This window comes from Fervidobacterium pennivorans DSM 9078, from assembly GCF_000235405.2.
In the GTDB taxonomy this organism is placed as follows: Bacteria; Thermotogota; Thermotogae; order Thermotogales; family Fervidobacteriaceae; genus Fervidobacterium; species Fervidobacterium pennivorans.
On sequence record NC_017095.1, the window covers coordinates 46,824 to 73,228 of the forward strand.

26 protein-coding genes are annotated in these 26,405 nt (G+C 40.1%); 18 read left to right on the top strand and 8 right to left on the bottom strand.

Translation table 11 applies throughout. The features are described 5' to 3' along the window. Positions 1-54 precede the first annotated feature (54 nt). From FERPE_RS00205 to mgtE, 8 genes are read right to left on the bottom strand one after another with little or no spacing between them, the layout of a single operon-like run. A complete protein-coding gene (locus FERPE_RS00205; RefSeq protein WP_082204761.1) occupies positions 55-1,368 on the bottom strand; it encodes a GH1 family beta-glucosidase in 1,314 nt (437 codons plus the stop codon). Then, positions 1,368-1,940 (bottom strand): Gx transporter family protein, encoded by a 573-nt coding sequence (locus FERPE_RS00210; RefSeq protein WP_245530415.1) that lies wholly within the window; start codon positions 1,938-1,940, stop codon positions 1,368-1,370. The genes FERPE_RS00205 and FERPE_RS00210 overlap by 1 nt, the downstream gene beginning before the upstream one ends. Beyond that, positions 1,859-2,257 carry a NusG domain II-containing protein gene (locus FERPE_RS00215; protein WP_014450673.1) on the bottom strand — a complete coding sequence of 133 codons (399 nt, stop codon included), beginning with the start codon at positions 2,255-2,257 and terminating at the stop codon, positions 1,859-1,861. Before FERPE_RS00215 ends, FERPE_RS00210 begins: the two co-directional genes overlap by 82 nt. A gap of 3 nt (positions 2,258-2,260) precedes the next feature. Continuing rightward, the gene (gene hutI, locus FERPE_RS00220) at positions 2,261-3,457 is read right to left on the bottom strand and encodes an imidazolonepropionase (protein ID WP_014450674.1); all 1,197 of its coding nucleotides are present in this window, start codon (positions 3,455-3,457) and stop codon (positions 2,261-2,263) included. Further along, entirely contained in the window at positions 3,454-4,080 is a 627-nt protein-coding gene (gene rdgB, locus FERPE_RS00225) for an RdgB/HAM1 family non-canonical purine NTP pyrophosphatase (RefSeq protein WP_014450675.1), read from the bottom strand. Before rdgB ends, hutI begins: the two co-directional genes overlap by 4 nt. Next, positions 4,077-6,890: an excinuclease ABC subunit UvrA gene (uvrA, locus tag FERPE_RS00230; RefSeq protein WP_014450676.1), complete on the bottom strand. Its 2,814-nt coding sequence runs from the start codon at positions 6,888-6,890 to the stop codon at positions 4,077-4,079. The genes rdgB and uvrA overlap by 4 nt, the downstream gene beginning before the upstream one ends. 3 nt (positions 6,891-6,893) lie before the next feature. Continuing rightward, entirely contained in the window at positions 6,894-7,244 is a 351-nt protein-coding gene (locus tag FERPE_RS00235; RefSeq protein WP_014450677.1) for a hypothetical protein, read from the bottom strand. Positions 7,245-7,284: 40 nt separating this feature from the next. Then, complete coding sequence (mgtE, locus tag FERPE_RS00240) at positions 7,285-8,631, bottom strand: magnesium transporter (RefSeq protein WP_014450678.1); 1,347 nt, start codon at positions 8,629-8,631, stop codon at positions 7,285-7,287. Between the two features lie 415 nt (positions 8,632-9,046). Between mgtE and leuS the strand changes: the two genes are divergently transcribed. From leuS to FERPE_RS00330, 18 genes are all read left to right on the top strand, one after another. Further along, positions 9,047-11,503, top strand: coding sequence for a leucine--tRNA ligase (gene leuS, locus FERPE_RS00245; protein ID WP_014450679.1), 2,457 nt, complete (start codon positions 9,047-9,049; stop codon positions 11,501-11,503). Positions 11,504-11,537: 34 nt separating this feature from the next. Further along, positions 11,538-12,524 (top strand): peptidyl-prolyl cis-trans isomerase, encoded by a 987-nt coding sequence (locus FERPE_RS00250; RefSeq protein WP_014450680.1) that lies wholly within the window; start codon positions 11,538-11,540, stop codon positions 12,522-12,524. 42 nt (positions 12,525-12,566) lie between these two features. After that, positions 12,567-13,625 carry a potassium channel family protein gene (locus FERPE_RS00255; RefSeq protein WP_014450681.1) on the top strand — a complete coding sequence of 353 codons (1,059 nt, stop codon included), beginning with the start codon at positions 12,567-12,569 and terminating at the stop codon, positions 13,623-13,625. A 44-nt stretch (positions 13,626-13,669) separates the two neighbouring features. Further along, positions 13,670-14,743 (top strand): S-methyl-5-thioribose-1-phosphate isomerase, encoded by a 1,074-nt coding sequence (gene mtnA / locus FERPE_RS00260; RefSeq protein ID WP_014450682.1) that lies wholly within the window; start codon positions 13,670-13,672, stop codon positions 14,741-14,743. A 34-nt stretch (positions 14,744-14,777) separates the two neighbouring features. Then, complete coding sequence (gene serS / locus FERPE_RS00265; RefSeq protein ID WP_014450683.1) at positions 14,778-16,058, top strand: serine--tRNA ligase; 1,281 nt, start codon at positions 14,778-14,780, stop codon at positions 16,056-16,058. A 58-nt stretch (positions 16,059-16,116) separates the two neighbouring features. Beyond that, entirely contained in the window at positions 16,117-18,006 is a 1,890-nt protein-coding gene (dxs, locus tag FERPE_RS00270; protein ID WP_014450684.1) for a 1-deoxy-D-xylulose-5-phosphate synthase, read from the top strand. Beyond that, on the top strand, positions 18,003-18,332 hold the full coding sequence (locus FERPE_RS00275) for an Asp23/Gls24 family envelope stress response protein (protein ID WP_014450685.1): 330 nt from the start codon (positions 18,003-18,005) through the stop codon (positions 18,330-18,332). Before dxs ends, FERPE_RS00275 begins: the two co-directional genes overlap by 4 nt. A 56-nt stretch (positions 18,333-18,388) precedes the next feature. Further along, a complete protein-coding gene (locus FERPE_RS00280) occupies positions 18,389-19,963 on the top strand; it encodes a DAK2 domain-containing protein (RefSeq protein ID WP_245530456.1) in 1,575 nt (524 codons plus the stop codon). A gap of 40 nt (positions 19,964-20,003) precedes the next feature. Next, positions 20,004-20,462, top strand: coding sequence for a SoxR reducing system RseC family protein (locus tag FERPE_RS00285; protein ID WP_014450687.1), 459 nt, complete (start codon positions 20,004-20,006; stop codon positions 20,460-20,462). Between the two features lie 54 nt (positions 20,463-20,516). Continuing rightward, on the top strand, positions 20,517-21,299 hold the full coding sequence (locus FERPE_RS00290) for an alpha/beta hydrolase (protein ID WP_014450688.1): 783 nt from the start codon (positions 20,517-20,519) through the stop codon (positions 21,297-21,299). A gap of 37 nt (positions 21,300-21,336) precedes the next feature. Then, complete coding sequence (gene fliW, locus FERPE_RS00295) at positions 21,337-21,813, top strand: flagellar assembly protein FliW (RefSeq protein ID WP_014450689.1); 477 nt, start codon at positions 21,337-21,339, stop codon at positions 21,811-21,813. 1 nt (position 21,814) lies between these two features. Next, positions 21,815-22,060 (top strand): carbon storage regulator CsrA, encoded by a 246-nt coding sequence (csrA, locus tag FERPE_RS00300; protein ID WP_041262743.1) that lies wholly within the window; start codon positions 21,815-21,817, stop codon positions 22,058-22,060. Continuing rightward, a complete protein-coding gene (gatC, locus tag FERPE_RS00305; RefSeq protein WP_014450691.1) occupies positions 22,044-22,328 on the top strand; it encodes an Asp-tRNA(Asn)/Glu-tRNA(Gln) amidotransferase subunit GatC in 285 nt (94 codons plus the stop codon). Before csrA ends, gatC begins: the two co-directional genes overlap by 17 nt. Next, positions 22,249-22,674, top strand: coding sequence for a YraN family protein (locus tag FERPE_RS00310; RefSeq protein WP_245530416.1), 426 nt, complete (start codon positions 22,249-22,251; stop codon positions 22,672-22,674). The genes gatC and FERPE_RS00310 overlap by 80 nt, the downstream gene beginning before the upstream one ends. Further along, a complete protein-coding gene (gene smpB, locus FERPE_RS00315) occupies positions 22,671-23,114 on the top strand; it encodes an SsrA-binding protein SmpB (RefSeq protein ID WP_014450693.1) in 444 nt (147 codons plus the stop codon). The genes FERPE_RS00310 and smpB overlap by 4 nt, the downstream gene beginning before the upstream one ends. A gap of 24 nt (positions 23,115-23,138) precedes the next feature. Then, positions 23,139-23,888 carry a deoxyribose-phosphate aldolase gene (gene deoC, locus FERPE_RS00320; protein WP_014450694.1) on the top strand — a complete coding sequence of 250 codons (750 nt, stop codon included), beginning with the start codon at positions 23,139-23,141 and terminating at the stop codon, positions 23,886-23,888. 41 nt (positions 23,889-23,929) lie between these two features. Then, on the top strand, positions 23,930-25,045 hold the full coding sequence (gene glgD / locus FERPE_RS00325; RefSeq protein ID WP_014450695.1) for a glucose-1-phosphate adenylyltransferase subunit GlgD: 1,116 nt from the start codon (positions 23,930-23,932) through the stop codon (positions 25,043-25,045). A 79-nt stretch (positions 25,046-25,124) separates the two neighbouring features. Further along, entirely contained in the window at positions 25,125-26,372 is a 1,248-nt protein-coding gene (locus FERPE_RS00330) for a glucose-1-phosphate adenylyltransferase (protein ID WP_014450696.1), read from the top strand. The last annotated feature ends 33 nt before the right edge of the window (positions 26,373-26,405 follow it).

A 26,405-nucleotide genomic window follows, 5' to 3' on the forward strand; every position in this document is an offset into this window, starting at 1 on the left:
TTAAACTCATACAACAAAAGAAGCCCCTTTCGGGGCTTCTTTTCTTTAGAATTCTTAAGATTTTAGAAATTCCTTTAACCATAACGCTGAATCTTTCAGTATCCTTTTTTGTGTATTGTAATCTACGTAGATTATACCGAAACGTTTTGAATATCCGTATGCCCACTCGAAGTTGTCCATCAATGACCAAATGAAGTAGCCTTTCAAATCAACACCTGCGTTGATTGCTTCAAGTGCTTTTTCAAAGTGCTTTTCCAAATATTCAATTCGGTAATTATCATGAACTCTACCGTTTTCCAATTTATCAGGTCCAGCCATTCCGTTCTCTGTGATATAAAGCGGTAGTTTATATCTTTCCTTCAGATAGACCAGCATATCAAATAATCCCTGCGGGTAGATTTCCCATCCCATTTCCGTCTTTGGAAGGTCGCCTTGCACATACGAAAATCCAAGTGGATTGTTCATGTCAAAAACAACGAGTGTTCTTGTGTAGTAATTCACGCCAAAGAAGTCAATGGGGGTTGAAATAATGTTCATATCGCTGTCGGGAACTTGCAGTCCTTTTTCCGTATAAAGTGCAACAGCTTCTTCGGGATATTTACCGAAAACTACAGGGTCATGGAACCATGCATTAACGAACTTATCAACAAGATTGGCGACCAAGAAACTTTCGGGTTTTGCATCGCCTGGTTCTATTTTCATCACAACGTTGGTCAAGCCAACTTTTCCATCTTTTACTTCCTCTCTGAACGCCTGAACGGCGTGTCCGTGTGCCCTCAACAGGTTATGTGCTGCAGTTATTGCTTCTTGTAAATTTTGATGGCCCGGGGCATGCTCTCCTGTGTAGTAACCCAAGAAAGAAGAACACCACGGCTCGTTCAGTGTAATCCAATGTTTCACACGGTCACCGAGTTCGTTGAACATAAACGTTGCGTATGCTCTGAAATAAAGTGCTATATCTGGGTTAAGCCATCCACCTTTTTCATAGAGTGCGTATGGTAAGTCCCAGTGATAGAGTGTTACGAATGGTTTGATATCATTCTTTAAAAGCTCATCAACAAGCCTGTTGTAGAAGTCCACACCCTTTTGGTTGATGTTCTTCCCATCTGGCATGATTCTGGGCCAGGAGATAGAGAACCTGTAAGCGTCTAAACCTATTTCTTTCATCAGCTGGATATCTTCCTTGTATCGGTGATAATGGTCACACGCAACGTCTCCCGTGTCACCATTCAAGGTTTTGCCAGGCGTGTGTGAAAAGACATCCCAAATCGATGGTCCTCTGCCATCTTCGTTTGCTGCACCTTCAATCTGGTATGCTGCCGTAGCCGTTCCGAAGATAAAATCTTTTGGAAAATCGGACCTCCTTATCATTTTTCCACCCCCTGATTTAGTTCAAAATCTCTCACAATACTGTGTGTCTTCAGAGCCAGGAATGCATTTGCAAACGCACTAAATGTACCTAACATCATCACTAGCGGTAGGAAGATGAAAATAGCTTTTGAACCGATTAAGAAACTGCCAATAGCGAACTGCACTAAATTGTTTGTTACCATTCCCAGAAAGCTTATTCCGAATACACTTAAGAAGTTAAACCTTGAGAGAAAACTTTGAACTATCGCAGATGCCACACTGCCGAAAAAACCCATGAAAAAACCTGGAGTAAATATGGTGCCAGAAAGAATAGAACCAAGTAAAGACTTAGAGACGGCAAGAAGTACAGCGTCTGAAAGACCGGAAAAAGCAGACATGTACAACACTAAGAAATTTGAAAAACCCCACTTGCCTCCTGGTACAGGAAATGGTATTAAACCTTCAATAACGTATACTACGCTACTCAGCGCTATCATTATCCCAAAAATTACCACGTTTCTACGTCTACTTCTTTCTTTTCTTTTTTCTCGTCTGTCTTGAACTCTATTATCATTCTGTTTGGTACGCAAATTATACTCCCTCCTGGTCCTATCTTCCCTGTTTTTTCGCAAATTTTATCTGGACAATTCGAGTCGGTAACCCAAGCTCTATTTCCATCAAAATGTAGTGTTGTAATGTACTTTCCTTGTTGGTTTTTTATTATGAATTCGCCAGGTTCTTCGACCGTGAATACCTCTTCACCTTGGATTCTCACAGAAAGTATTTGTGTTCCTGGAATGTTACCATTATCGTACCTAAAGTGAATAAAATACCAGGTTATTCCAAGAACAATTGCAACCAAAACAAAAACAATATCACTTAGTTTAAGGAATTTCCTCTCAGCCATGATTTAAAGAACCATCCTTCCATCTATAAAAACATGTTCAACAAAGTTCTCTTGCCACATATATGGAATGTCCAGAAATTCTGAAGTTTTCCAGAGTACCAAATCTGCGGGATATCCTGGTCTCACAATCCCGGAAGTAAAGCCAAGTAAATACGCTGAATTGACCGTATAGGCGGTTAGTATTTCTTCTGGTTCCATTTTCAAAAATCTTATTGCAAGGTGCATAACAAAACTTGGCATAAAAATGGGAGAAGAGCCCGGGTTGAAATCAGAGCCAAGAGCCACTGGTATACCTGCATCGATGAGTTCTCTTGCCGGTGCAAACGGTTCTCCGAGATAAAAGCTCGTATTTGGTATTAGTGTAACGATAGTCTGGCTTTTTGCTATTTCTTGGATATCCTCTTTTGCAACTTTCAAAACATGGTCAACACTCACAGCATTGAGTCGAGCACCAAACTTAGCAGCCCCAACATTTTCTATTTCGTCAGCATGCAACCGAACTTTAAACCCAAGTGATTTAGCAAAATTAAAGAACTCTTCAAGCTCCTCTGGAAGGTATGCACCTTTATCGCAGAACACATCAACAAAATCAGCAAGGTTCTTTTCCGAAATATCTTTGAGTAATTCTTTCATTTCGGCAATGTAATCTGTGACAGATTTATCCTTTGGTCTTGCGTGTAACCCGAGGAACGTAGCTATAATCTTGTTTGGAAGCGTATCTCTGAGTCGTCTTATTACTCTCAGCTGCTTCATTTCGTTTTCCTTATCTAGTCCGTAGCCGCTTTTGCATTCAATTCCGACTACACCGTGCTTTGTGAATTCTTTAATATATCGAGCAGAAACATTGTAAAGTTCATCTTCGCTGGTTTGTTTTACTAAAGTCGAAGTATAATGTATGCCTCCGCCAGCCTGCAAAATCTCAAGGTAGGTTTTCCCACGAGCCCGCATGTAAAACTCTTTTGCGCGGGAACCAACGAAAGGGATGTGGGTATGAGCGTCAAAAAGACCGGGAGTGACGAGTCTGGCTTTTATATCAGCACTTTTATGTGGACGTATGTCTTTGATTTTACCATCTTCAATAACGATATCTTTATCAAGGTATTCTTCGACCCTTTTCATGTCTAATCCTCTTACGGGAGGTTCGAAGGTGGGGGTCAAAATTCTTTCAGCATGGATGATAAATTTTTCTGCATTGCTCATATTACAATCTCCCCAACTTTCATCAGAAATTCGAACAACTTTTTAAACGCCACGCTCCTGTGGCTTATGTGCTTTTTCACTTCTTCACCAAGCTCACCAAATGTCTTATCGTAGCCTTTTGGAATAAATATGGGATCATAGCCAAAACCTTTATCCCCGCGTATCTCTCGACTGATTGTTCCTTCAACATAACCTTCTACAGAAATCAAGAAATTCTTAATAGGATTGAAATACGTAGCGGCACACACAAACTTTGCGCTTCGTTCTTCGTAATTTCTCATCAACTGAAGGATGCTCTCCATCTTTTCAACATAACTTGCCCCTTCCAAATACCTGGCACTCATAACACCGGGAAAGCCACCCAGCACGTCTATAGAAAGACCTGAATCATCGGCTATTACTGGCTGACCTATTTCTTTTCCATATTCGAGAGCCTTGATGATGGAATTCTCAATGAATGTCTCACCGGTTTCTTCAACATCAATCTCCCAGTTCACTGTTTCAAGTTCTACAAATTCCGGGACAACGAGTTTTATCTCTTCGATTTTGTGATTGTTCTTTGATGCAATGTAGATTTTTACCTTTTCTTGATTTGCAGGTTTTGTATTGTTTAACACGTTCACGATGCTTCCCCCTCATCACAGCATAACAAATTTTGGATTGTATCTGTATTGTCATTTGAATTTGAAAGCACCATCCTTAAGTATTTTCCAGTCCATGAACTTTCAACTTTTGCGACTTCTTCTGGCGTGCCTGTTGCAACGACGTATCCGCCTTTATCTCCACCCTCGGGTCCTAGGTCTATTATATAGTCAGCAGACTTTATAACATCCAAATTATGTTCGATAACAATCACGGTATTTCCTTTATCGACAAGTCTATTAAGAACTTCTATTAACTTCTTTACATCATCAAAGTGTAGTCCGACGGTTGGTTCGTCCAATATGTACAATGTTCTTCCTGTAGCTTTTTTTCTTAATTCAGAAGCAAGCTTAACTCTTTGAGCCTCTCCGCCGGAAAGCGTTGTTGCCGGCTGACCTAATTTGATGTAACCGAGTCCGACATCTGATAGAACTTGCAACGTTTCTCTAATCGCTGGAATATTTTGGAAAAATTCAAGCGCCTCATCGACAGTCATGTCTAAAACATCTGCGATATTTTTCCCTTTGTACGTGACTTCCAAAGTTTCCGAGTTGTACCTTTTACCTTTACATACCTCACATTCCACGTAGACTTCCGGCAAGAACATCATCTCAATCTTTACAACACCTTGTCCTCCACAAGCTTCACACCTTCCACCTTTAACATTAAAACTGAACCTTCCTTTATCATAACCACGTGCTTTCGCTTCCGGAGTCATAGCGAACAACTCCCTAATTGCATCAAAAACTTTGGTGTATGTGGCAGGATTACTACGCGGTGTTCTACCAATTGGTGATTGGTCGATGGCAATGATTTTGTCGATATTTTCAAGTCCTTCTATCCTATCGTGTTCCCCAACTTCGTATCGAGTTTTGTGAAGTTTATTCGCTATAGCAGGATAAAGTGTGTCAATAATCAACGAACTTTTACCTGAACCGCTCACACCGGTAACGCATATGAAAGTTCCAAGTGGAAACTCAACAGTAATATTCTTCAAATTGTTATGCTTTGCACCAACAATCCGTATAAACTTCCCGTTTCCTTTTCTTCGATACTTAGGTACCTCTATCTTCATTTTTCCAGAAAGATACTTTCCCGTAAGCGATTTTTCGCATTTCAAAAGACCATCCAACGTTCCAGCATAAACAATCTGCCCGCCATTTACACCTGCTCGAGGTCCCACATCTACCACGTAATCCGCGCTCCGTATAACCTCTTCATCGTGTTCAACGACAAGTACGGTGTTTCCCAAATCTCTCAGTCCTTTGAGCATAGATATCAACCTGTCGTTATCTCTTTGATGCAATCCGATGGTCGGTTCATCGAGCACATAGATTACGCCAGTCAGTCTTGAGCCTATTTGTGTCGCGAGCCTGATTCTTTGGGCTTCTCCTCCCGAGAGTGTGCGCACATTTCTTGAAAGGCTAAGATAACCCAATCCAACTTGTTCCAAGAAATCTAAGCGTTTCTCTATCTCGTTTAACAACTCCTTTACAGCTTCTCTTTGCTTTTCTGAAAGTTCTGATGGCAACGCCCTAATGATTTCCAATTCTTTTGATATAGGAAGCTCTGTAAACTCGATGATGCTTAGGTCCTTTATCGTGACGCTCAAAGCTTCCTGACGTAATCTTTTGCCTTTACATGTTTGACAGGTGCGTTCCACGAAAAAGTTCGCAACTATCCATTCACGCATTTCTTCTGAAGTGTATTCCTCGTATCGTTCCTTTACAAGGGCAACTAATCCTTCAAAATACTCAGTTCCGTATAAAAGCGCCTCTTTAACCTCTTCGGGTTGTTGCTCAAAAGGTTTGGAAGGGTCTCCACCGTATTCTCGAACAATTCTTTCGATTCTTCTAGGAAGCCATCCGTCAGCTTTATGTCCTATTCTTAAGCCTTGGGTAACGGGAATATCCTCTTCGAAAAGCGTGCGTTCATCAACTTCGAGTTTGAAACCCAATCCGTGGCAGTCAGGGCAAGCACCGTACGGTGCGTTGAACGAAAAGAACTTAGGATTTATCTCAGGCATTGAAAAACCACAGGAAAGACATGAAAGCTTTTCCGAATAAAGGTGTTCATCGTCATCGGATCTTACCAAAACAAAACCGTTACCCTCTTTGAGGGCAAGTTCAACGGATTGGAACAACCTATGTGTGTCGGTATCGGACAGGTCCAACCTATCGATAACCAGATTTATCGTGTGTCTGATATTTTTATTTAATTCCGGAACTTCGTCGAGTCTGTATATCTTTCCATCAACCTCAACCCTTGTGTAACCTTTGTTGAGAAAATTATCGAATTCGTCTTTAAATGTACCTTTCTTTTCCCGTGCGATAGGTGCTAGTATGATAACACGCTTGGTTTGAAAATGCTTTTGTACGTGTATTATAATTTCATCCACTGACATCCTTTGAAGCTCTCTACCACAATAAGGGCAGTGTGGTACACCTATCTGCGCATACAACACGCGCAGATAGTCGTAAATTTCAGTAACGGTTCCAACGGTGGACCTTGGATTGTGAGATACGCTCTTTTGGTCAATTGCTATAGTTGGAGAAAGCCCTTCGATACTATCCACATCGGGCTTTTTTAGCTCGCCTATGAATTGTCTTGCATAGGTAGAAAGGCTTTCCAAATAGCGTCTTTGTCCTTCGATAAAAATAGTATCCATTGCAAGCGAACTTTTTCCAGAACCAGACAACCCAGTGATAACAACAAGCTTATTCTTTGGGATTTCAACGTCAATATTCTTTAAATTATGCACGCGTGCACCTTTGACAATTATCTTGTCCATCGATTAACCTCTAAACCTCCTTGAAAGTATAGACCACAACATTACTATGAATAATAATCCAAAAAAGAGTGCTTCAACACTCAGAGCGACTATTTTCCTTTGAATATCATCGATGCTTAAATAGCGATACGTTGCTGCTTGGAATGGAAAGAACCAGGTAACTGCCATGACGACAAAAACAACTGTAGTCACTATAACAATAATTCTTAGATTATTCCATGCATCGTCTAATTCTTCTTGCAATCGTTGAAGCCTAAGGTTAATATTCTCTACGTCTTCTTCGTATCTTTTCAAATGCTCTTCAAGTTTTTCAATGGATTCAATTAACTTCTTTTCAATTTCCTCTTTTTCCATACGTCTCACTCCCCATTCAAGTGGAAAAAAAGGAACAAAGTTATTTTATTCCGAGTATATGTGTGACAACGGTAAAATAAATCCACATACCACCAAGGTCTGCCACCGTTGTTATCAGTGGACCAGCCATGACTGCAGGGTCAATTCTCATCAGCTTACCAAGGAATGGTAGCATTGCACCTACAACATTTGCAAATATAATGATGATGAGTAATGAAATTGCTGCGGAAACGTTAACCATCACATCGTGCGAAATCATAAATCCGCGAACAAAAAGAACAGCACTGAGTATTGAACCGAGTATCAGTCCAACGTAAATTTCTCTAAGTAACACTTTCCACCAGTCTTTGAGTTCGACATCCCCCAATGCCATACTACGGATTATGAGCGTGCTACTTTGTCCACCAACGTTTCCTCCAGCATCAACCATCGTTGCCATAAAGGCTGCAAGTATTGGCACAGCAGCTATAACACTTTCGAAACTGCTGATTATGTACGCACTAATACTCTGAAGCAATAATAATCCTAAAAGCCAAGGTAATCTGTTTTTGATAAAAATCAGAGGTGATGTGTGGAAATAAGATGTTGTTGTAACGCTCATACCTGCCATTTTGTGGATATCTTCCGTTGCTTCTTCATCGATAACATCAACGATATCATCTATGGTTATAATCCCAACAAGCCTCATATCGTTATCTACTACAGGAATGGCGTTTAAATCGTATTTCTTCATTAGTTCAGCGACTTCTTCTTGGTCTGTATTCGTTTTAACGTAAATCGGGTCGGGAGTGTATATTTCCTCAATCAATGTATCGGGTTCGGCGAAGAGCAAATCCTCGAGTTTTACAGTTCCAATAAGAGTTCTGTCTTCTTCCACTACGAAAATTGTATAAATTGTCTCTGCGTCTTTTCCAAACTTGCGCACCTTATCAAGTGCTTTTTGAACAGTCATGGACTTTGTCACATATATGAAATATGGTGACATCAAACGACCCGCAGAGTTTTCGGGATAGTTCAACACTTCAAGCGTCTGTTCTCTTTCACTTTTAGGTAGGAACGAAAGCAACTTGGTAACAACATCGGCGGGCAGTTCGTCGAGAAGTTCAGCCCTATCGGAAGGGTCCATGTTCTTGAAGATAGATTTGATTTCATCATCTGTGAGCATCTTTACCAATTCATATTGCTCATCGGGCTCAAGTTTGGAAAAGACTTCCGCAGCAAGATCTTTGTTCAGAAGGCGGAATACTACAGCTTTTTCTGAGGTTTCGAGCTCTTCGATCATTTCGTAGATCACGTTTGGATCTTGGTCTTCGAGTAGCATTTTCAGTGTTCGAAAATCACCGCGTTCGATGAGCTTGCGGATATCGATCTGGATTTTTACCTTCATCCTCTTTACCCTCCTTTGCAAGAGATTTATGGTGGCTTGTTACTGGAATAACTCGGGTATTCCACAGATAATCACCTTCCTTTCACCTGAAGAGTTATCATAAAGAAAACTTTCGAAAGTTTTGGAAGTTGTCCTAAATCAAAAATCGCAGTTTAGGAACAGCTATACGGATTTTTCCGATGCTTTTGTTTTCTTGTGCTTTTTTGGTGTTTTAATTATACCAGAAAAAGTGACTTTCCGTGCAGGTTTGTATATGAATTTTCTGTGAAGAAAATTAGAATTCTTGGACATTTGCTCAAGGAAATAAGATGAGTGAAAAAATCGCATTTTATGGTATAATGTATAAGAAATCAAAAAAGCAACGTGGAATATCAAAACTTAAAACGCAAAAAACTGAGCCTTGGAGGGAAAAGGTATGAAGGAGTATCGTCCACAAGAGATAGAGCCAAAGTGGCAAAAGGTCTGGGAAGAGAAAAAGGTTTTTGAAACTCCTCAGTATTCTGAAAAGCCCAAGTATTACACACTCATCATGTTCCCTTATCCATCCGGAACATTGCATGTTGGTCACGTTAAAAACTACACGATAGGTGATATCGTTGCAAGGTATAAAAGAATGCAGGGATACAATGTATTACATCCATTTGGTTACGATGCTTTCGGCTTACCTGCAGAAAATGCAGCGATTGCTCATAAGATACATCCGAAGAAATGGACTATGGATAACATAAACACTATTCGTGGGCAAATAAAGAAGATGGGGATTAGCTACGATTGGAATAGGGAAGTTATTACGTGTAATGAAGACTATTATAAATGGACACAATGGATATTTTTGAAACTCTACGAGGCGGGTTTGGCGTACAAAAAGCCCGGTGCGGTAAATTGGTGCCCAAGTTGTCAGACAGTTTTGGCTAACGAACAGGTGAAAGATGGAAAATGTGAAAGGTGTGGTACGACTGTTACAATGAAACACCTTGAACAATGGTATTTCAAAATCACAGATTACGCAGAAAAATTACTCGAAGGACTCGACAGACTTCCTGGTTGGCCGGAACACGTTAAAACAATGCAAAGAAACTGGATTGGAAAGAGCACAGGTGCGGAAGTTGATTTTCCAGTCGAAGGTCTCGACAAGAAAATCAGAATCTTCACAACAAGACCAGACACTATATACGGTGTGACGTTCATGGCAATTGCACCGGAATCTCCACTGGTGCTTGAACTTGTGACCGATGAAAAGAGGAAAGAGGTAGAAGAATTCCTGGCGAAAGTTGCTCATGAAGATAGATTCAAGCGAACGAGTTTGGAAGCAAAAAAGGAAGGGGTCTTCCTCGGTAGGTATGCAATCAACCCGTTGACTGGTGAGAGAATACCTATTTATGTTGCCAACTACATACTCTATGAATACGGAACAGGTGCAATTATGGCTGTTCCTGCTCACGACAAACGCGATTTTGACTTTGCGAAAGCGTATGGCTTACCAATTAAACAGGTCATCAAGCCAAAAGAAGGTGATTGGAACATAGAAGAAGCCCCTTACGAGGATGAAGGTATAATGATAAACAGCGGTCCATTTAACGGTTTGGACAGTAAGAAAGGCATTGAAGAAGTCACGAAATATATAGAGGAAAAAGGTTTTGGAAAAAGAAGCGTCCAGTACAAACTCAGAGACTGGCTTATTTCAAGACAGCGCTACTGGGGTGCTCCAATTCCAATAATCTATTGTGACAAATGTGGTATTGTTCCTGTTCCGGAAAAAGATTTACCGGTCAAACTTCCGGAAAACGTTGAATTCTTACCAACGGGTCAGTCGCCGCTTACATTGAGCGAAGAATTCAAACACACGACATGTCCAAAGTGTGGTGGTCCAGCCCGCAGAGAAGTAGAGACAATGGACACATTTGTTGATAGTTCTTGGTATTTCTTAAGGTATGTCAATCCAAAATTGGAAGATAAACCATTTGATACGAACGATGTAAATTATTGGTTACCGGTTGACCAATACATTGGTGGAGTTGAGCATGCCGTTTTGCACTTACTCTATTCAAGATTCATCACAAAGGTCTTACACGACCTTGGATATGTTGGTTTCGACGAGCCATTCCAGAATCTCTTCACCCAAGGTATGATTTACAAAGATGGTTGGAAGATGAGTAAGTCCAAAGGCAACGTGGTCTCCCCGGACGATATGATAGAAAAATACGGTGCGGATACACTGAGAATGTATATACTCTTCATGGCACCTCCGGAAAAAGATGCGGAATGGAGCGATGCGGGAATTGAGGGTGTGAATCGATTTGTTAAAAGACTTTGGAATAACTACTACAAAATGCTTGATATCATAAACTCACAAGATGCTGAAGAAAGTGAATTTGGAAAAGAAGAAAGAGCTCTCAGAAGAAAATTGCACGCGATGATTAAGAAAATAAAAGAAGATATCGAAGGCGGTTTCAAATTCAATACCGCCATTGCTGGGTTAATGGAATTCAACAACCAACTTTCCGATTACCTCGAAACGGCCCAAAACCCAAACAAAAAACTGTTAAGGGAGATAGCGGAAAAAATAGCGCTTATAATTTCGCCATTTGCACCGCACATGGCAGAAGAAATGTGGCACGACTTAGGCAAAGAAACACTCATCGTTGAAGAACGCTGGCCAGATTACGATGAAGAAGCACTTAAGGAAGAAGAAATAACGATAGCCGTTCAGGTTAATGGTAAAGTGAGAGGTAGAATCACTGTTCCGGCAGACTCTTCGGAAGACCAAATAAAGGAAAAGGCTGTTGAAAATGTCAAGAAACTGGTAGAAGGCAAACAAATAGTCAATATCTTCTACGTGCCTGGAAAATTGGTGAATATCGTTGTTAAGTAATTCTAGTACCATAAAAATATTGGGGGGAGTTAAGATGAAGAAACTAACAGTGTTTTTGGTGTTACTCATCAGTTTACTCACGTTCGCTCAGCAAGACATCGTTGCTGTTGTCAATGGAAGAAACATCACCATGGATGAATGGAACAGAGAGGCAAATGTTCAGAAATTACTTTTGGAGATTCAAAACTCAAACCCAACGTTTTACAAGGTTTTAACAACTTCTACAGAAGGGATTATTTTGATAGAAAAATACAAATTGGAGGTTCTGGACCAACTTATTCGTAAGGTATTGTTTATCCAATTTGCTGAGAAACTTGGTGTTGCACCGGACGACAGAAGTGTTAAAGCAGATGTCGATAACGAAATTAACAAAATGCTTACTGAACTGAAGATGACCGAACAACAATTTGACGAATACTTGGTACAGCTTGGAATGGGCAAGCTCGAAGATTACAGGCAAAAACTCTATTTCCAAAGAAAATATTCGCTATCACTTGCTAATGCTTATGCTCAATATCTTAAGAACGTGACGGTTTCGGACGAAGAAATAAAAGCTTACTATGAGAAAAACAAGGACAAATACACGGTTCCGGCTCAATATGATTTACTTGTTTTCAAAACGAACAACAAATCGACAGCAGATGCGTTAAGAGTAGATGTTGTGAAAGGTCTTTCAAACGACGAGATATTGAAAAAATATAATCTTTCACCTGTTGTCAACGGATACGTTAACATCAACGACATATCGAAGATTCCACAATCACTTTGGATACTTATCACCAGTGCGGTTAAAGGTACCACATTACCAGTCCAGCAAGTTGGGAATGAATACTACGTTGTGAAAGTAAGAGACATAAAGGTTGGTGGCACGAAAAACCTTAGTGAAGTTAGTGAAGAAATAAAAAACACCCTGCTTGCTTCAAAACAAGATGAAGTATCTAAGAAGCTTCTGGATGATTTCGAAAAATTTAGAAAAGATTCGAAGATAGAGATAAGGTACAAAAGTCCTATTGTTAAATGAAAAGTGAGAAGCTCTGCGGAATACAAAGATTAGGTGTGAGATATGCCGAAAAAGGAATCGAAAAAAGCTTTTGGAACCGTAGAAAAAAACATACAAAACAGAGTAAAAAATGCCTTAGTAAGTATTTTTCTTATATTTCTAATTGGTACTTTGTACTACTGGTTGTTCGAAGGTTACTCACTTATAGATGCTATGTTCTTTGTTGGAATAACCATATCTACAGTTGGTTACGGAATGCATGAGGAACTTTCGAACTTCGGTAAGTTTTTCACACTGATGCTTATACTTGCCGGATTGTCAGTTGTTTTGTACAACCTGTCGTATGTAACAGCTTTGCTAGTTGAAGGTGAATTAATCAAACTGATGAAACAAAGAAGAGTAGAAAGAAAGGTGTCGAAGATAAAGGACCATATAATCGTTGTTGGGGCAGGAAATATAGGAACGCAGGTGATAAACCAATTACTTAGGTTGAACGAACAAGTTGTCGCAATAGATAACCTTGTGACAGAGGAAGAACTAAGGGAAAAGATAACAGACAGTTCAAAGACCAAGAACATAGTTTTTGTAAAAGGGGACGCAACGAATGAAGAGGTATTACTAAGGGCAGGTATTAAAAACGCTAGGGCACTTGTCACCACTTTACCAAATGACGTACTCAACATCTTTGTCGCTTTAACTGCCAAAAACTTGAATGCAAATATATACATTGTTTCCAATATATCTAACTTGTCAAACTTAACAAAATTCATTTACGCAGGAGTAGACCATCCAATTGCAACAGCAGAAATAGCTGGATTGAAGATAGTTGAGGCGCTGACTTTTCTAAAAAAACGGGAAAATATCATAGATGTGCTAAACATATCAGATAAAGCCTTTCAAGTTGAAATAATCGATATTAAAAACACAAAACTTGCTGGCAAAAAGATAGAAGAACTGAGACTTAAGGAAAAGTACAATGTTTACATAATCGGCTTGTTGAAAGATAAAAACTTGGTTTTAGGTCCTTCGAAAAATGAGGTTTTGAGGGATGATAGCAAAGCGGTTCTATTTGGTGAAATAAACGGTCTCTCTAAGTTTAGGGAAGAATTTTTAAACAGCTAAAAAATCACAAAAATCACAAAAATACGGTTAGGAGGGAGCAAACGATGAAGGCGAAAGCTCAGACAAAAGGTTTGAAAACCATGACTATGGAGTGGAATGGAGATGCTTTAATACTTATCGACCAACGAAGGCTTCCTTTTGAAGAAGTCTACGTAACTTGCGCAGACTATCGTGCCGTTGCGCTTGCTATAAAAGAAATGGTTGTTCGAGGTGCTCCGGCTATAGGTGCAGCAGCAGCGTTCGGATATGTGCTGGGAGCAAAAGAGATAACAAGAAAAACTTACAATTACGAACAAGCTATGATGCAGCTGAAAAATGTGAAAGAAACCTTGGCGAGGACAAGACCAACAGCTGTGAATCTTTTCTGGGCACTAGACAGAATGGAACGGAAAGCTGTAGAACATGGAAAATTTGAAGGACTTGTTAGGGCGTTGGAAGAGGAAGCTTTGAAAATTGCAATTGAAGATATAGAAACTAACAAAGCCATTGGCAGACACGGTGCACAACTACTTGAAGATGGGTTTACAGTCTTGACACACTGTAACGCCGGCGCACTTGCAACTGTAGATTACGGGACGGCACTTGGTGTTCTAAGAGCGGCCAAAGAACAGGGCAAACGTATAAAAGTTTACGCAGATGAAACAAGACCATATCTACAAGGGGCAAGGCTTACCGCATGGGAATTGATGAAAGATGGTTTCGATGTCACTGTCATAAGTGACAACATGGCAGGATGGGTTATGAAACAAGGGAAAATCAACGCAGTTATCGTCGGAGCTGATAGAATTGCTGCCAACGGCGATGTGGCAAATAAGATAGGGACCTATATGGTTGCCGTTCTTGCGAAAAGACACGGCATCCCATTCTATGTTGCTGCTCCAACGAGTACGATAGATATGTCGATAAAGAGTGGTTCAGAAATACCAATTGAGGAGAGGTCTCACGAAGAAGTTGCAACTTGTGGTGGGAAAAGGATAGTTCCAAACAATGTGAATATCTACAATCCCGCTTTCGATGTGACTGACAACGAACTTGTCACAGCGATAATCACGGAGAAAGGGATAATTTATCCTCCGTACGAAGAAAATTTGAAAAAGTTGTTTGAAGAAGGAAAATAAGAGGTTGTTTACAGAATCTGAGGAGAGTGATGATATGATAGATCTCAAATTACTGAGAAAGAATCCAGAGTTATTCTACGAAGCAATTAGAAAAAGAAATTATTCTACTGAAATCCTTGACAAAATTGTGGAACTTGACAGAGAGTGGAGAAATTACGTAAATATCGTCAACAACCTAAAAGCAAAAAGAAATGAACTCTCTAAGATAGTTGCAAAATTAAAGGCAGAAGGCAAGAACGAAGAAGCGAATGAAATAATCGCCGAAAGCAAGAAACTTGGCGATGAAATTGCTCAATACGAGGCGAAAGAAAAAGAACTGGAAGACCAAATGTACAACTTGGCACTTTACGTACCAAACGTTCCACACGAAAGTGTGCCTGTTGGAAAGGACGAAGCTGAGAATGTCGAGGTTCGAAGGTGGGGCGAACCGAGGAAATTCGATTTCAAACCGAAAGCACACTGGGACCTCGGCCCTGAACTTGGCATGCTTGATTTTGACAGGGGTGCTAAGTTAAGTGGTTCGAGGTTCACTGTCATGTTTGGAGAAATTGCCAGACTTGAACGTGCTCTTGCTCAATTCATGCTTGATACTCACACACAGAACGGATATATAGAAGTCAACGTTCCGCATTTAGTTAAAAGGGAAACGATTACTGCGACGGGCCAGCTTCCAAAATTCGCAGAAGAACTTTACACATGTGAAAGAGATGATTTATTCCTCATCCCGACCGCGGAAGTTCCACTTGCCGCGCTACATATAGATGAAATTCTTGAAGAAAATCAACTTCCGATAAAGTACACAGCATTCACGCCATGTTACAGACGAGAAGCTGGAAGTTACGGGAAAGATGTGCGAGGTTTGATAAGGCAACATCAATTTGAAAAAGTTGAACTTGTCTGGTACACAACACCTGAACGCTCTTTTGAAGATTTGGAACAACTTACCCGCGATGCAGAGAGGATTCTCCAACTTCTTGGGTTACCTTACAGGGTTGTAGCGCTCTGCACCGGTGACCTTGGTTTTGCAGCTGCGAAAACGTATGACATAGAAGTCTGGTTGCCATCTTACAATGCATATAAAGAAATTTCTTCTTGTAGCAACGATACCGATTTCCAAGCAAGAAGAGGCAACATGCGCTATAGAACGAAAGACGGAAAGCTCAATTACGTTCACACACTGAATGGCTCAGGTCTTGCGATAGGAAGAACACTTGTCGCTATTATGGAGAACTATCAGAATCCTGACGGTACAATAACTGTGCCAGAAGTGCTTAGGCCTTACATGAAAACTGACGTAATAAAACCAATGAAGTAAGTGGGAAGTAGGGAATACAAACAAAAAGATAAGAGTAAAAAAGGACGGGAGAATTTTGATGCAAGAGTTCAACGCAATTTTCGGCGAGGATAAAACCTTGATAGAAAAGATTAGAAAAATGGATTACGAAGAGCTTCGTTCTTTTGCTCAGGAGATTAGAAAATACATGATTGATGTGACCTCCGTCAACGGAGGTCACTTGGCTTCCAATTTAGGAACTGTCGAATTAACCCTCGCACTATATCGAGTCTTTGACCCATACGAGGACTACGTTATTTGGGACACGGGACATCAAACGTACACTCACAAACTATTGACAGGTAGATGGGATGCGTTTAAAACACTTCGGACCTTTGGCGGGATATCAGGGTTTACGAACGTGTTTGAAGCGAAGGTGGATAGATTCGGTGCAGGGCATGTTGGAACCTCGATAGCAGCCGCATTAGGTGTGGAAAAAGCATTAAAGTTGCAAAACAAAAAGGCTAACGTTGTGGTGGTCATAGGTGATGGTGCGCTGACAAGTGGACAAGCTCTAGAAGCACTCAACCAAGTTAAAGCGCAGGATTCAAAGATAAAGATAATACTTAACAGCAATGGAATGAGCATTTCCAAAAATGTTGGTGGGCTGTCCCAAGTACTTGAGGCTCTCAGAACGAGCAAGATTTATATAACAATCAAAGAGAAGCTGAAAAAAGGGTTCAACGAAGCTGTTGAGTTTGAATTGAAAAAGATTAGAGAGGTTTTAAAAGTTGCACTCATTGGTGAGGACTTCTTTGAATCCATAGGTTTAAAACATTTTGGACCTGTTGACGGGCATGACGTGAGGTCTTTAGAAGAAGCTCTAAGACAAGTTAAAGACTATCCATATCCGACGATACTCACAGTATTTACAATAAAGGGTAAAGGCTATTATTTCTCCGAGCAAAATCCTACAAAATTCCATGGTGTGGATAAATTTGATCCAGATTCTGGCATTTTTGAAAAGCCTGAGGGAACTTACTCCTACAGTGAAGTCTTTGGAACGACATTGACAAAAATTGCTTCCCAGGATGATAAAGTTGTTGCATTGACTGCTGCAATGCCTGATGGAACAGGGCTCAGTCAATTTTCAAAACAATTTCCAGAAAGGGTTGTTGACTTGGGTATAACCGAACAATCTGTGGTTACCTATGCTGGTGGCTTAGCGACTATGGGGTTCAAACCTGTGGTAGCAATATATTCTACATTCTTGCAAAGAGCCTATGATCAGATAATTCACGATATCGCACTCCAAAATCTGGATGTTCTATTCGCCATTGACAGAGCGGGCTTAGTGGGAACAGATGGTCCAACGCACCACGGAGTGTTTGATATAGCTTATCTCAAACTAATTCCAAATATGAAGATACTAACACCGCTTGATGGCCAAGATCTTGCCAATATGTTGTGGACGGTCCTAAAAGAAAGGGATAAGTACAAAGGTCCCATTGCCATAAGATACCCACGTGATGTGGAATTTGGCAATTTAGAGGAAATTTGTGGTAAAATAGAAATCGCTGACCCCTTTAAATGGCAGTTACTTGCGGAAGGGAAGGAAGTAGCTTTACTAGCTGTTGGTGTGCTTGCAAAGAAATATTTGGATATAGCAAGAGCAAATGGGTGGAGTTTGATTGGAGTGAGAAGTGTAAAACCGTTAGATGAAGATATGCTCGAAAAAATTTTCGAAACGCACAAATACGTTTTTACTATAGAAGAGGGAGCAGAACTTGGTGGATTTGGGGAGAGTGTTGCTAGGAAATACCTAAGGGATTATGCAGACAATTACGAATGCAAAGTACAAGTCATTGGTATACGAGATGAATTTATACCGCATGGCGCAAGGGATGAACTTATAAGGTACGTTGGACTTGACAGCACCAATATTGAACAATTAATAAAAAAATACATGATGAAAGGAGTGAGATTATGAAGTTCCAAACAGAATACGGTGAGGTTGAAATTACCGTTAACGCTATAAGGAGACTAGTTTATCTCGCAGTCCTTGAAACTTATGGACCTATAAGCATAGGTTCCGACAATTGGTTTTCAAGATGGTTTTCCTCCGAGGAGGGTAAGATAAAGGTTGAAGAAGACGAATACGGACACTTAAAAATTGATATATTTGTTGAAGTAGAATTCGGTACAAAGGTCACAGAGGTTGGTAAGAACATAGAAGAAAATGTCATTCACAAACTCCGTGCATTCGCGAACTGTGAAAATCCAGAAGTGAACGTGCACATCATCGGCGTGCGATGAAATGAGGTGATAGCTTGCTCACTACAATAAATGGTTCAGAAATGAAAGGCATCTTCATGAAAGGTGCCGAAAATTTGCTTGCTCATAGGGATGAAATAAATGCACTGAATGTTTTTCCCGTTCCAGACGGGGATACAGGTTCGAATATGAGTTCTACAATGCTCGAAGCGTGTAAATATCTTGAAAACGTTACCGACGAAAAGCTGAGCAATGTCCTAGATGCTATAAAGCGAGGTACCTTGATGGGGGCAAGGGGGAATTCTGGAGTAATCCTCTCCCAGATATTCAGAGGTTTTTGTGAGACACTCTCGAAAAAAAGCAAACTCACGGTTGCAGATTTTGTAAAGGGCATAAAAGGTGCTAAAGAGACTGCTTATAAGGCAGTTCTAAGACCTGTAGAAGGTACTATCCTTACAGTAGTACGAGTACTTGACGAACATTCGAAAGAACTTGCAAACCTCGAAAGTTTTGAAGCGCTTTTTGAGAAGATGGAAGAGCTTGCACTTGATACAGTGAAAAAAACCCCATCATTGTTGCCAAAACTAAGAGAGGCGAATGTTGTCGATGCGGGTGCAAAAGGTTTGTATTACATCATCCAGGGGTTCAAAATGTACGCCTTGGGTGATACATCAATAAACCTGGAAGGTGTTGAAACAAGACCTTCAGAAGAAATAACCATAGCATATGAAGAACTAACGTATCAATATTGTACGGAACTCATCGTCAGAACCAAGAAGCCGATAACTAATGGTACACAAAAGCTGTTGGAAAATTATTTAAATTCAATAGGCGATTCCGTCGTCTTCTTTGTCCAGGATGATATTATCAAACTCCATGTTCATACGAACAATCCAGGACAAGTCATTGAAGAGTTCCTAAAACATGGAGAACTATTAAAGGTTAAAATCGACAACATGAAAGAACAACATGAACACGTTGTTGGAGAAGCGTATGCAAAGAAGGAGAGAAAGAAAATAGCCTATGTTGCTGTTTCGCCCGGCGAAGGGATTTCCAAAGTGCTCAAAGACCTTGGTGTTGATGAAATCATCTCCGGTGGTCAATCGATGAATCCAAGTATGGCTGATATACTTGACGCTATAAGACGCGCCAATGCGGAAAACGTTATCGTCTTTCCAAACAACTCGAACATAATACTGGCGGCAGAACAAGCAGCGAAGACTGCAGAACAAGAAGGAATAAAGGTCTACGTTGTAAAAACAACCAACGTTCAACAAAGCATTTCAGCGATGATTTACAGGGTGGGAGAAGAAATTGAAGAAATAATAACCAGTATAGAAGAGGCGGTAAAAAAGACAATAGCGATATCAATTACAATTGCTGTAAGAGATTCCAAATACGCAGGTGAAAAGATTAAGAAAGATGAATACCTAGGTTTCTTGAACAAAGAACTTGTTGCACACCACAAGAATTTGGTTGATGTGCTTGATAAGATTTACCAAAAATGCAAACTTGAGGAACACGAGATTCTTACCGTATTCGTCGGCTCAAGTGCGACCCCTATTGAGCAAAGTATTGTCGAAAAATACACCAAGAAGAAATATCCAAACATACAGATAGAATTTATCGAAGGAGGTCAGCCACACTATCCGTTCCTTATGATGGTTGAGTAGAAATTGAGATGCCTACAGCTTTTGCGTTAGAGGTGAATATATGAGGGAATTAATGACAGTTAAAAATGTCGATGAGCGTTACGTATATCTTTCTTTAAACGTTGACAAAGTAGCATGCGCTTCATGTGCGTTATCAGGTTCTTGTTCAATTCAAAACGAGAGCTCCAAAAAGGGAATTTTCAAGATTGATAAAAGAAATGTAAATCAAGATTTACTTCCTCTCATGCCAGGTGATTTGGTAGTTGTTGATTTCAAATACAACCCGGCGATACTATCGCTAATTGTTTATGGTATACCTTTGGCAGGCTTTATCCTTGGCACGCTTATTGGTTACTTACTAAAACTTTCCGACATTGTCTCTTTCATACTTGCGTTGGTTTTTACCGGAGTTGGAGCGTTGCTAACGAGAATTTACGACAGGAAATATAAAATAGAGATAATAGACGTTAGAAGAAACACGGTGACAATAAGTACGGAAACTACGGAACAACTTTCCTAACAACAACGATAACGTAGCTTCTGGAACTTTTTTGGAATTTTAGGGGGGAAAGGTATGGTGTACCATTTCAAAAAAGGAACGGGTAATAAGGGTTGGGTTGTTATTGTACACGGTCTTGGTGAGCATATAGGTAGATATGAGAAGCTCATTAACATGCTTGTGGAAAACGATTTCGGTGTTATTGGATTCGATTTACCTGGTCATGGTAAAAGCTCCGGTAAACGTGGACATACCTCTATTGAAGAAGTTATAGATTTAATCGATGAAATCACAAAAACAGTTAATTCCTTTATCCTTTTCGGACACAGTCTGGGAGGGCTCATCGCTGTACGCTACACAGAAGAAAGACCGAATAAAGTTTCCAAACTTATTGTGTCTTCTCCCGCACTCCAACTAGAACCGAAACCAAGTCAGATAGCGATGTTGAAAATATTCTCAGTTTTGGCACCTTCACTAACTGTGAAAAATGGTATAAACCCTGACCTTTTATCGAGGAATAAAGACGCGGTCCATAGATATGTTACGGATCCCCTTGTTCACGACAAAATCTCGATTAAGCTTGGCAAGAGTATGTTGCACAACGTCCAATTAGCACATGAGAGGGCTTCAAGAATCAAATGTCCTGTAGTTGTCCTAATAGGCACAGAAGATAAAGTAACACCTCCGCAAGGAGCACGTAAGTTTTACGAAGAACTTGATACACAAAAGATAATTGAAGAATTTGAAGGTGGTTACCATGAACTCTTTGAAGACCCAGAACATGGCGAAGAATTTCACAACAAAATCTTACATTATATAAAAGATTGGGCTATAGATAAGGTGGCTGAAGAGCGATAAAAAAAAGAAAAAATGCTATTTGGAAGGATGAGCAAAAATGGGAGTTCACAAAACAAGGTTTGGTGAGCTGGAGATAAACGATAATGAAATTATAACCTTTCCAAATGGAATACCGGGTTTTGAAGAACTCAGAAAATTTGCAATTTTGAACATCCCAGAAACGCAACCAATTCAATGGCTTGTCAGTTTAGAAGATGAAAACATATCTTTTCCTCTCATAGACCCTTGGCTGATTTTGGAAAACTATGAGGTAGATTTATCAAAACAAGACTTAGATATTTTGCAAGTTGATGACCCTTCAGACTTGGTTGTTTGGAGTATTGTTACTATCCCTGTTGGGAAACCTGAACTGGCAACGGTAAACCTAAAGGCTCCAGTTGTGGTAAACATAAAAAAGGGAATAGGCATTCAAGTTATACTTGAAAAGTATGAACTAAAGCATCCCATAGTTTCTGCAAAAGAACCAGAGAGTCAATCTGATGATAGAAATGGCAAAGAAGAGAGTGGTGTTTGATATGCTTGTACTGTCAAGAAGAGTTGGAGAGAGCATAATAATTGGTGATAACATAGAAGTGAAAGTGCTGAAAATCGACGGTAATGCTGTTAAAATAGGCATAATCGCACCGGCTGACGTAAGAATTTACCGTGAAGAGGTCTACAAAACTATAGCTCAAAGCAACAAAATGGCCACCGGTGCTGCATCACAAATAGAGACGGTAATGAAATTGAAGGAGGTTATTGACGGTGATAAAGATAGATGACAAACTTATTGACCATCTTTCCAAGCTCGCACGTTTAACTTTTGAGGAATCGGAGAAATTAAAATCCGACTTGCAGAAAATCATTGACTATTTTGAAATACTTTCCGAGGTTGATATCGAAAGTCTCGAACCGATGTACACACCTATAGAGGAACCATGCAAGCTTAGAGTGTCGGAGCCAAAGTCATATGATAATGTTGAGAGCATTATTGAAAACTTTCCTGAAAAGGAAGGCCGATTCATCAAAGTTCCAAGTATCTACGGTTGATGTAACAATCAACTGGAAAAAGGCGGAAGAACTCGCTGCAGAATTCTTAAAACGCAACGGCTATAAAATACTTGAAAGAAACTATCGCACGCCATTTGGTGAGATAGATATAATTGCAAAGCGCGGTGAAACTTACGTGTTTGTCGAAGTAAAATCCGGCACAGGTGTTCAAATTAATCCTTCCGAGCGTGTTGATATGAAGAAGTACGAAAGAATAAACCGCAGTGCGGAATATTATTTGAGGGGTAAGCGGTATTCAAAAGCCCAAATTGATGTTATTGAAATTATAAACAACGAGAAATTAGAAATAAGACACTACAAGAACGTAGGGTGGGATTTTGTATGAAGATAATAGCAACCAATAAGAAGGCGTACACTGATTACATTATAGATGAGACATATGAAGCTGGCATCGTCCTCGTTGGCACAGAAGTAAAGTCTTTGAGGGAACACGGTGCAAGCTTCAAAGATTCATTTTGTCGAATAAAAGACGGGGAGATATATTTGCTGAATTTGCACATACCACCATACCGGTTTGGAAATATCTACAACCACGACCCTGAAAGGCCTAGAAAATTACTATTACATAGAAAGCAGATAGACAGAATATGGGGCAAAATTAGACAAGAGGGATATACTGTGATTCCGACAAAAATCTATTTCAATGACCGAGGAATAGTCAAGGTAGAAATTGCAGTTGCAAAAGGTAAAAAGAGTCACGACAAACGTGAGGAAATCAAAAAGAAGGAAATCGATAAGAGAATAAAAGAGTACTTGAAAAGATAAAAACCTTCAAAGGGAGTGGTAAGGATGGATGTAAAAAAGGTTGTGCTGGAGAAATTGGAAGAATTCAAAGAAAATTACAAGCCAGAAATCGTTGAGATAAATTTAAAGAACACATCACTCAACGAATATATCGACCATACAAATCTCAAACCTACTGCCACAACAGCAGAGATAGAAACGCTTTGCAAGGAAGCTCTTGACTACAAATTCAAAGGTGTTTGTGTTAACCCTTCGTTTGTTCCTATGGTAGCACAAAGACTGAAAGGTAGCCAAGTTCTCACAGTTACGGTTATCGGTTTCCCGCTGGGAGCCACCAGTACTTACGCTAAGGTAGAGGAGACAAAATGGGCTGTTGAAAATGGGGCTCAAGAAGTAGATATGGTAATCCACATAGGCAAATTGAAAGAGGGAGATTACGAATACGTCTACAACGATATAAAATCTGTTGTTGAGGTTGCGAAAGTTCCTGTCAAAGTTATTATCGAAACATGTTTCTTAACGGACGAAGAGAAAATTGCAGCATGTGTACTTTCAAGACTTGCCGGTGCCGCTTTCGTGAAGACATCTACAGGTTTCGGAACAGGTGGCGCAAAGTTTGAGGATGTCCAACTCATGCGATGGGCAGTTGAGGGTAAGATAGAAGTTAAAGCATCTGGTGGTGTACGAACCTACGAAGATGCGATAAAAATGCTTACGGCAGGGGCTACGAGAATCGGAACGAGCTCAGGTGTTGCGATAGTTACAAATAAAGCTCCTGTACAGGGTGGATATTGATGCTTTGATTTACCTGTTTATTAAACATTGGGGGTGGTCCAATGAAAGTGCTAGGCTTGATTTTGGCTGGTGGTAAAAGTGATGCTCTGGGTAAGCTCGTGTATAAAAGGGCAAGTGCCGCAGTTCCAGTATTTGGAAAATACAGAGCAATAGATTTCACACTAAGTAACATGGTGAATTCCGGGATATACAAAGTAGGCGTTCTAACACAATACAATCCAAGAAGTCTGATGGACCACCTCGGCTCTGGGAAAGAATGGGACCTCGATAGAAAGCACGGGGGACTTTACATACTGCAGCCTTACATTGGTATGACTGGTGAATACTGGTACCGAGGGACTGCGGACGCTATCTTTCAAAACACAACAATGCTTCGTAGGGGCGATGAGGATTACGTCTTAATAGGCTCAGGTGACCATATATACAAAATGCTTTACGACGACTTGTTCAGATACCATTTTGCGAAAAGTGCAGACATTACGTTGCTTGTTAAAGAACTGGATGACACATACGATATAACCCAGTATGGAACAGTTGTTACGGAATCTGATGGAAGGATTGTAGAAATAAAAGAAAAAGTCCAAAACCCACCGACTCGAAAAGCCTTCTTAGGAGTTTACTTTATCAACAAATATCTGCTACTCGAGCTTCTGTATGACACAGTTCCAGCAGGTAAATACGATTTACTTCTGGATGTTGTTATACCAAATCTTTCGAAACTCCGCGTATACGCGTACGAATTCAAAGGATATTGGAGAAATGTCAAAAAAGGTATCAACGAATATTACAAGATGAATATGGAAGTTTTAAACAGTCAAGCGCTTCGTGAGGAACTTTTCATCAAATACGGTAAAGTTTACACTAAGCTAAAAGACTATCCACCTGCTAAATATACCAATACTGCGAAAGTGAGCAATTCAATAATAGCGGATGGTTGTATAATCTCAGGTAACGTTAAGAATTCTGTATTGTTCAGAGGTGTTGTTGTAAAAGCAGGTGCAAGAGTTGAAAACTCCATTGTAATGCAGGACACGGTAATTGAAGAAGGTGCAATCGTTAAAAATGCGATAATAGATAAAAACTGTGTAATTAGGGCTGAACAGATGCTTGTCGGAGACTTTGAGCCCGTTGTACTCGAAAAGTGGATGGTAGTCTGATGTTGTCATTTGTGTGAGTTTTCGCACTTTCGTGATGTTTGTTTCTCTTTTTTCATGTTTAATCTTGGGGGTGTTTATAATGACAAATGTAGTTGCGCTGATACTTGCTGGTGGACAAGGTACACGATTAGGTGTATTGACTGAGAAGATTCCCAAACCTGCTGTTCAATTTGGAGGGAAGTACAGGATAATAGACTTCACACTGAGCAACTGTGTTAACTCAGGTATCTACAGGGTGGGGGTTCTTGCACAGTACAGACCTCACTTACTAAACAAACATATTGGAATTGGTAAGCCTTGGGACTTAGATAGAAAAGGCGGAGGAGTGACGATACTCCAACCTTATTCTACGTTGACGGAGAGTGTTTGGTACAAAGGTACCGCGGATGCTGTTTATCAGAACATAGAATTTGTAGATGAATACAATCCTGAATATGTTGTAGTTCTATCAGGTGATCACATATACTCGATGGATTACAGCGAGTTTGTTTATTACCACGTGTCAAAGGGCGCATTGGCGACGATAGCTTGTATGGAAGTCCCAATTTCCGAAGCGTATAGGTTTGGTATCATGGTAACCGATATCGATTACAAGATTGTCGACTTCCAAGAAAAGCCAAAACAACCAAAATCGAATCTTGCCTCACTTGGTATCTATGTTTTCAACTGGGATTTCATAAAGCAGGTGCTTATCGAAGATGCAAAAGATGAGACAAGTGAGCACGATTTCGGAAAGAACGTAATTCCAAAGATTTTATCTACAGAAAGGGTTTACGCATTCCCATTTGAAGGTTACTGGCAAGATGTGGGAACAATTATGTCTTACTGGGAGACGAATTTAGAACTTGTCAGACCCATTCCGCCATTCAATATACATGACCCGAACTGGAGAATATATACAAGGTCCGAAGAGATGCAACCAGCGTATATATCTCCAAGTGGTGAGGTAAGAAATTCAATCATTAGCGAAGGTTGTGAAATATACGGCTTAGTTGAAAACAGTATCATTTCACAAGGTGTAATTATCGGACAAAACACCGTTGTCAGAAACAGTGTGATAATGACAAAGGTAGAAATTGGTGATAATGTGATAATTGAAGATGCAATTATTGCGGAAAACACAATTATCAAAAACGGGTGTAAAATAGGATTAGGAGAATACGCTGAAAGCAAATATGATAAAAAGGTATACAATTCACACATAACTGTCATTGGAATGGATTCAATAGTTGAGGACGATTGTGAGTTTGGTAAAAACGTAGTCATCGGTAACGATAAAGTTATTCCAAAGGGTACCAAGATAGAAAGTGGTGGTTATTTCATGTGATGTCTCAACACAAAAAAATGGCTTTAGCAACCA

Excerpts from the sequence above, each read along its gene's own strand:
- dxs (WP_014450684.1), top strand. The coding sequence starts at position 16,117 with ATGCAAGAGTTCAACGCAATTTTCGGCGAGGATAAAACCTTGATAGAA.
- FERPE_RS00215 (WP_014450673.1), bottom strand. The coding sequence starts at position 2,257 with ATGGCTGAGAGGAAATTCCTTAAACTAAGTGATATTGTTTTTGTTTTG.
- mtnA (WP_014450682.1), top strand. The coding sequence starts at position 13,670 with ATGAAGGCGAAAGCTCAGACAAAAGGTTTGAAAACCATGACTATGGAG.
- FERPE_RS00255 (WP_014450681.1), top strand. The coding sequence starts at position 12,567 with ATGCCGAAAAAGGAATCGAAAAAAGCTTTTGGAACCGTAGAAAAAAAC.
- FERPE_RS00250 (WP_014450680.1), top strand. The coding sequence starts at position 11,538 with ATGAAGAAACTAACAGTGTTTTTGGTGTTACTCATCAGTTTACTCACG.
- FERPE_RS00235 (WP_014450677.1), bottom strand. The coding sequence starts at position 7,244 with ATGGAAAAAGAGGAAATTGAAAAGAAGTTAATTGAATCCATTGAAAAA.
- smpB (WP_014450693.1), top strand. The coding sequence starts at position 22,671 with ATGAAGATAATAGCAACCAATAAGAAGGCGTACACTGATTACATTATA.
- leuS (WP_014450679.1), top strand. The coding sequence starts at position 9,047 with ATGAAGGAGTATCGTCCACAAGAGATAGAGCCAAAGTGGCAAAAGGTC.
- mgtE (WP_014450678.1), bottom strand. The coding sequence starts at position 8,631 with ATGAAGGTAAAAATCCAGATCGATATCCGCAAGCTCATCGAACGCGGT.
- FERPE_RS00310 (WP_245530416.1), top strand. The coding sequence starts at position 22,249 with ATGATAATGTTGAGAGCATTATTGAAAACTTTCCTGAAAAGGAAGGCC.
- glgD (WP_014450695.1), top strand. The coding sequence starts at position 23,930 with ATGAAAGTGCTAGGCTTGATTTTGGCTGGTGGTAAAAGTGATGCTCTG.
- FERPE_RS00275 (WP_014450685.1), top strand. The coding sequence starts at position 18,003 with ATGAAGTTCCAAACAGAATACGGTGAGGTTGAAATTACCGTTAACGCT.
- FERPE_RS00330 (WP_014450696.1), top strand. The coding sequence starts at position 25,125 with ATGACAAATGTAGTTGCGCTGATACTTGCTGGTGGACAAGGTACACGA.
- uvrA (WP_014450676.1), bottom strand. The coding sequence starts at position 6,890 with ATGGACAAGATAATTGTCAAAGGTGCACGCGTGCATAATTTAAAGAAT.
- FERPE_RS00280 (WP_245530456.1), top strand. The coding sequence starts at position 18,389 with ATGAAAGGTGCCGAAAATTTGCTTGCTCATAGGGATGAAATAAATGCA.
- csrA (WP_041262743.1), top strand. The coding sequence starts at position 21,815 with ATGCTTGTACTGTCAAGAAGAGTTGGAGAGAGCATAATAATTGGTGAT.
- FERPE_RS00285 (WP_014450687.1), top strand. The coding sequence starts at position 20,004 with ATGAGGGAATTAATGACAGTTAAAAATGTCGATGAGCGTTACGTATAT.
- hutI (WP_014450674.1), bottom strand. The coding sequence starts at position 3,457 with ATGAGCAATGCAGAAAAATTTATCATCCATGCTGAAAGAATTTTGACC.
- serS (WP_014450683.1), top strand. The coding sequence starts at position 14,778 with ATGATAGATCTCAAATTACTGAGAAAGAATCCAGAGTTATTCTACGAA.
- fliW (WP_014450689.1), top strand. The coding sequence starts at position 21,337 with ATGGGAGTTCACAAAACAAGGTTTGGTGAGCTGGAGATAAACGATAAT.
- FERPE_RS00290 (WP_014450688.1), top strand. The coding sequence starts at position 20,517 with ATGGTGTACCATTTCAAAAAAGGAACGGGTAATAAGGGTTGGGTTGTT.
- deoC (WP_014450694.1), top strand. The coding sequence starts at position 23,139 with ATGGATGTAAAAAAGGTTGTGCTGGAGAAATTGGAAGAATTCAAAGAA.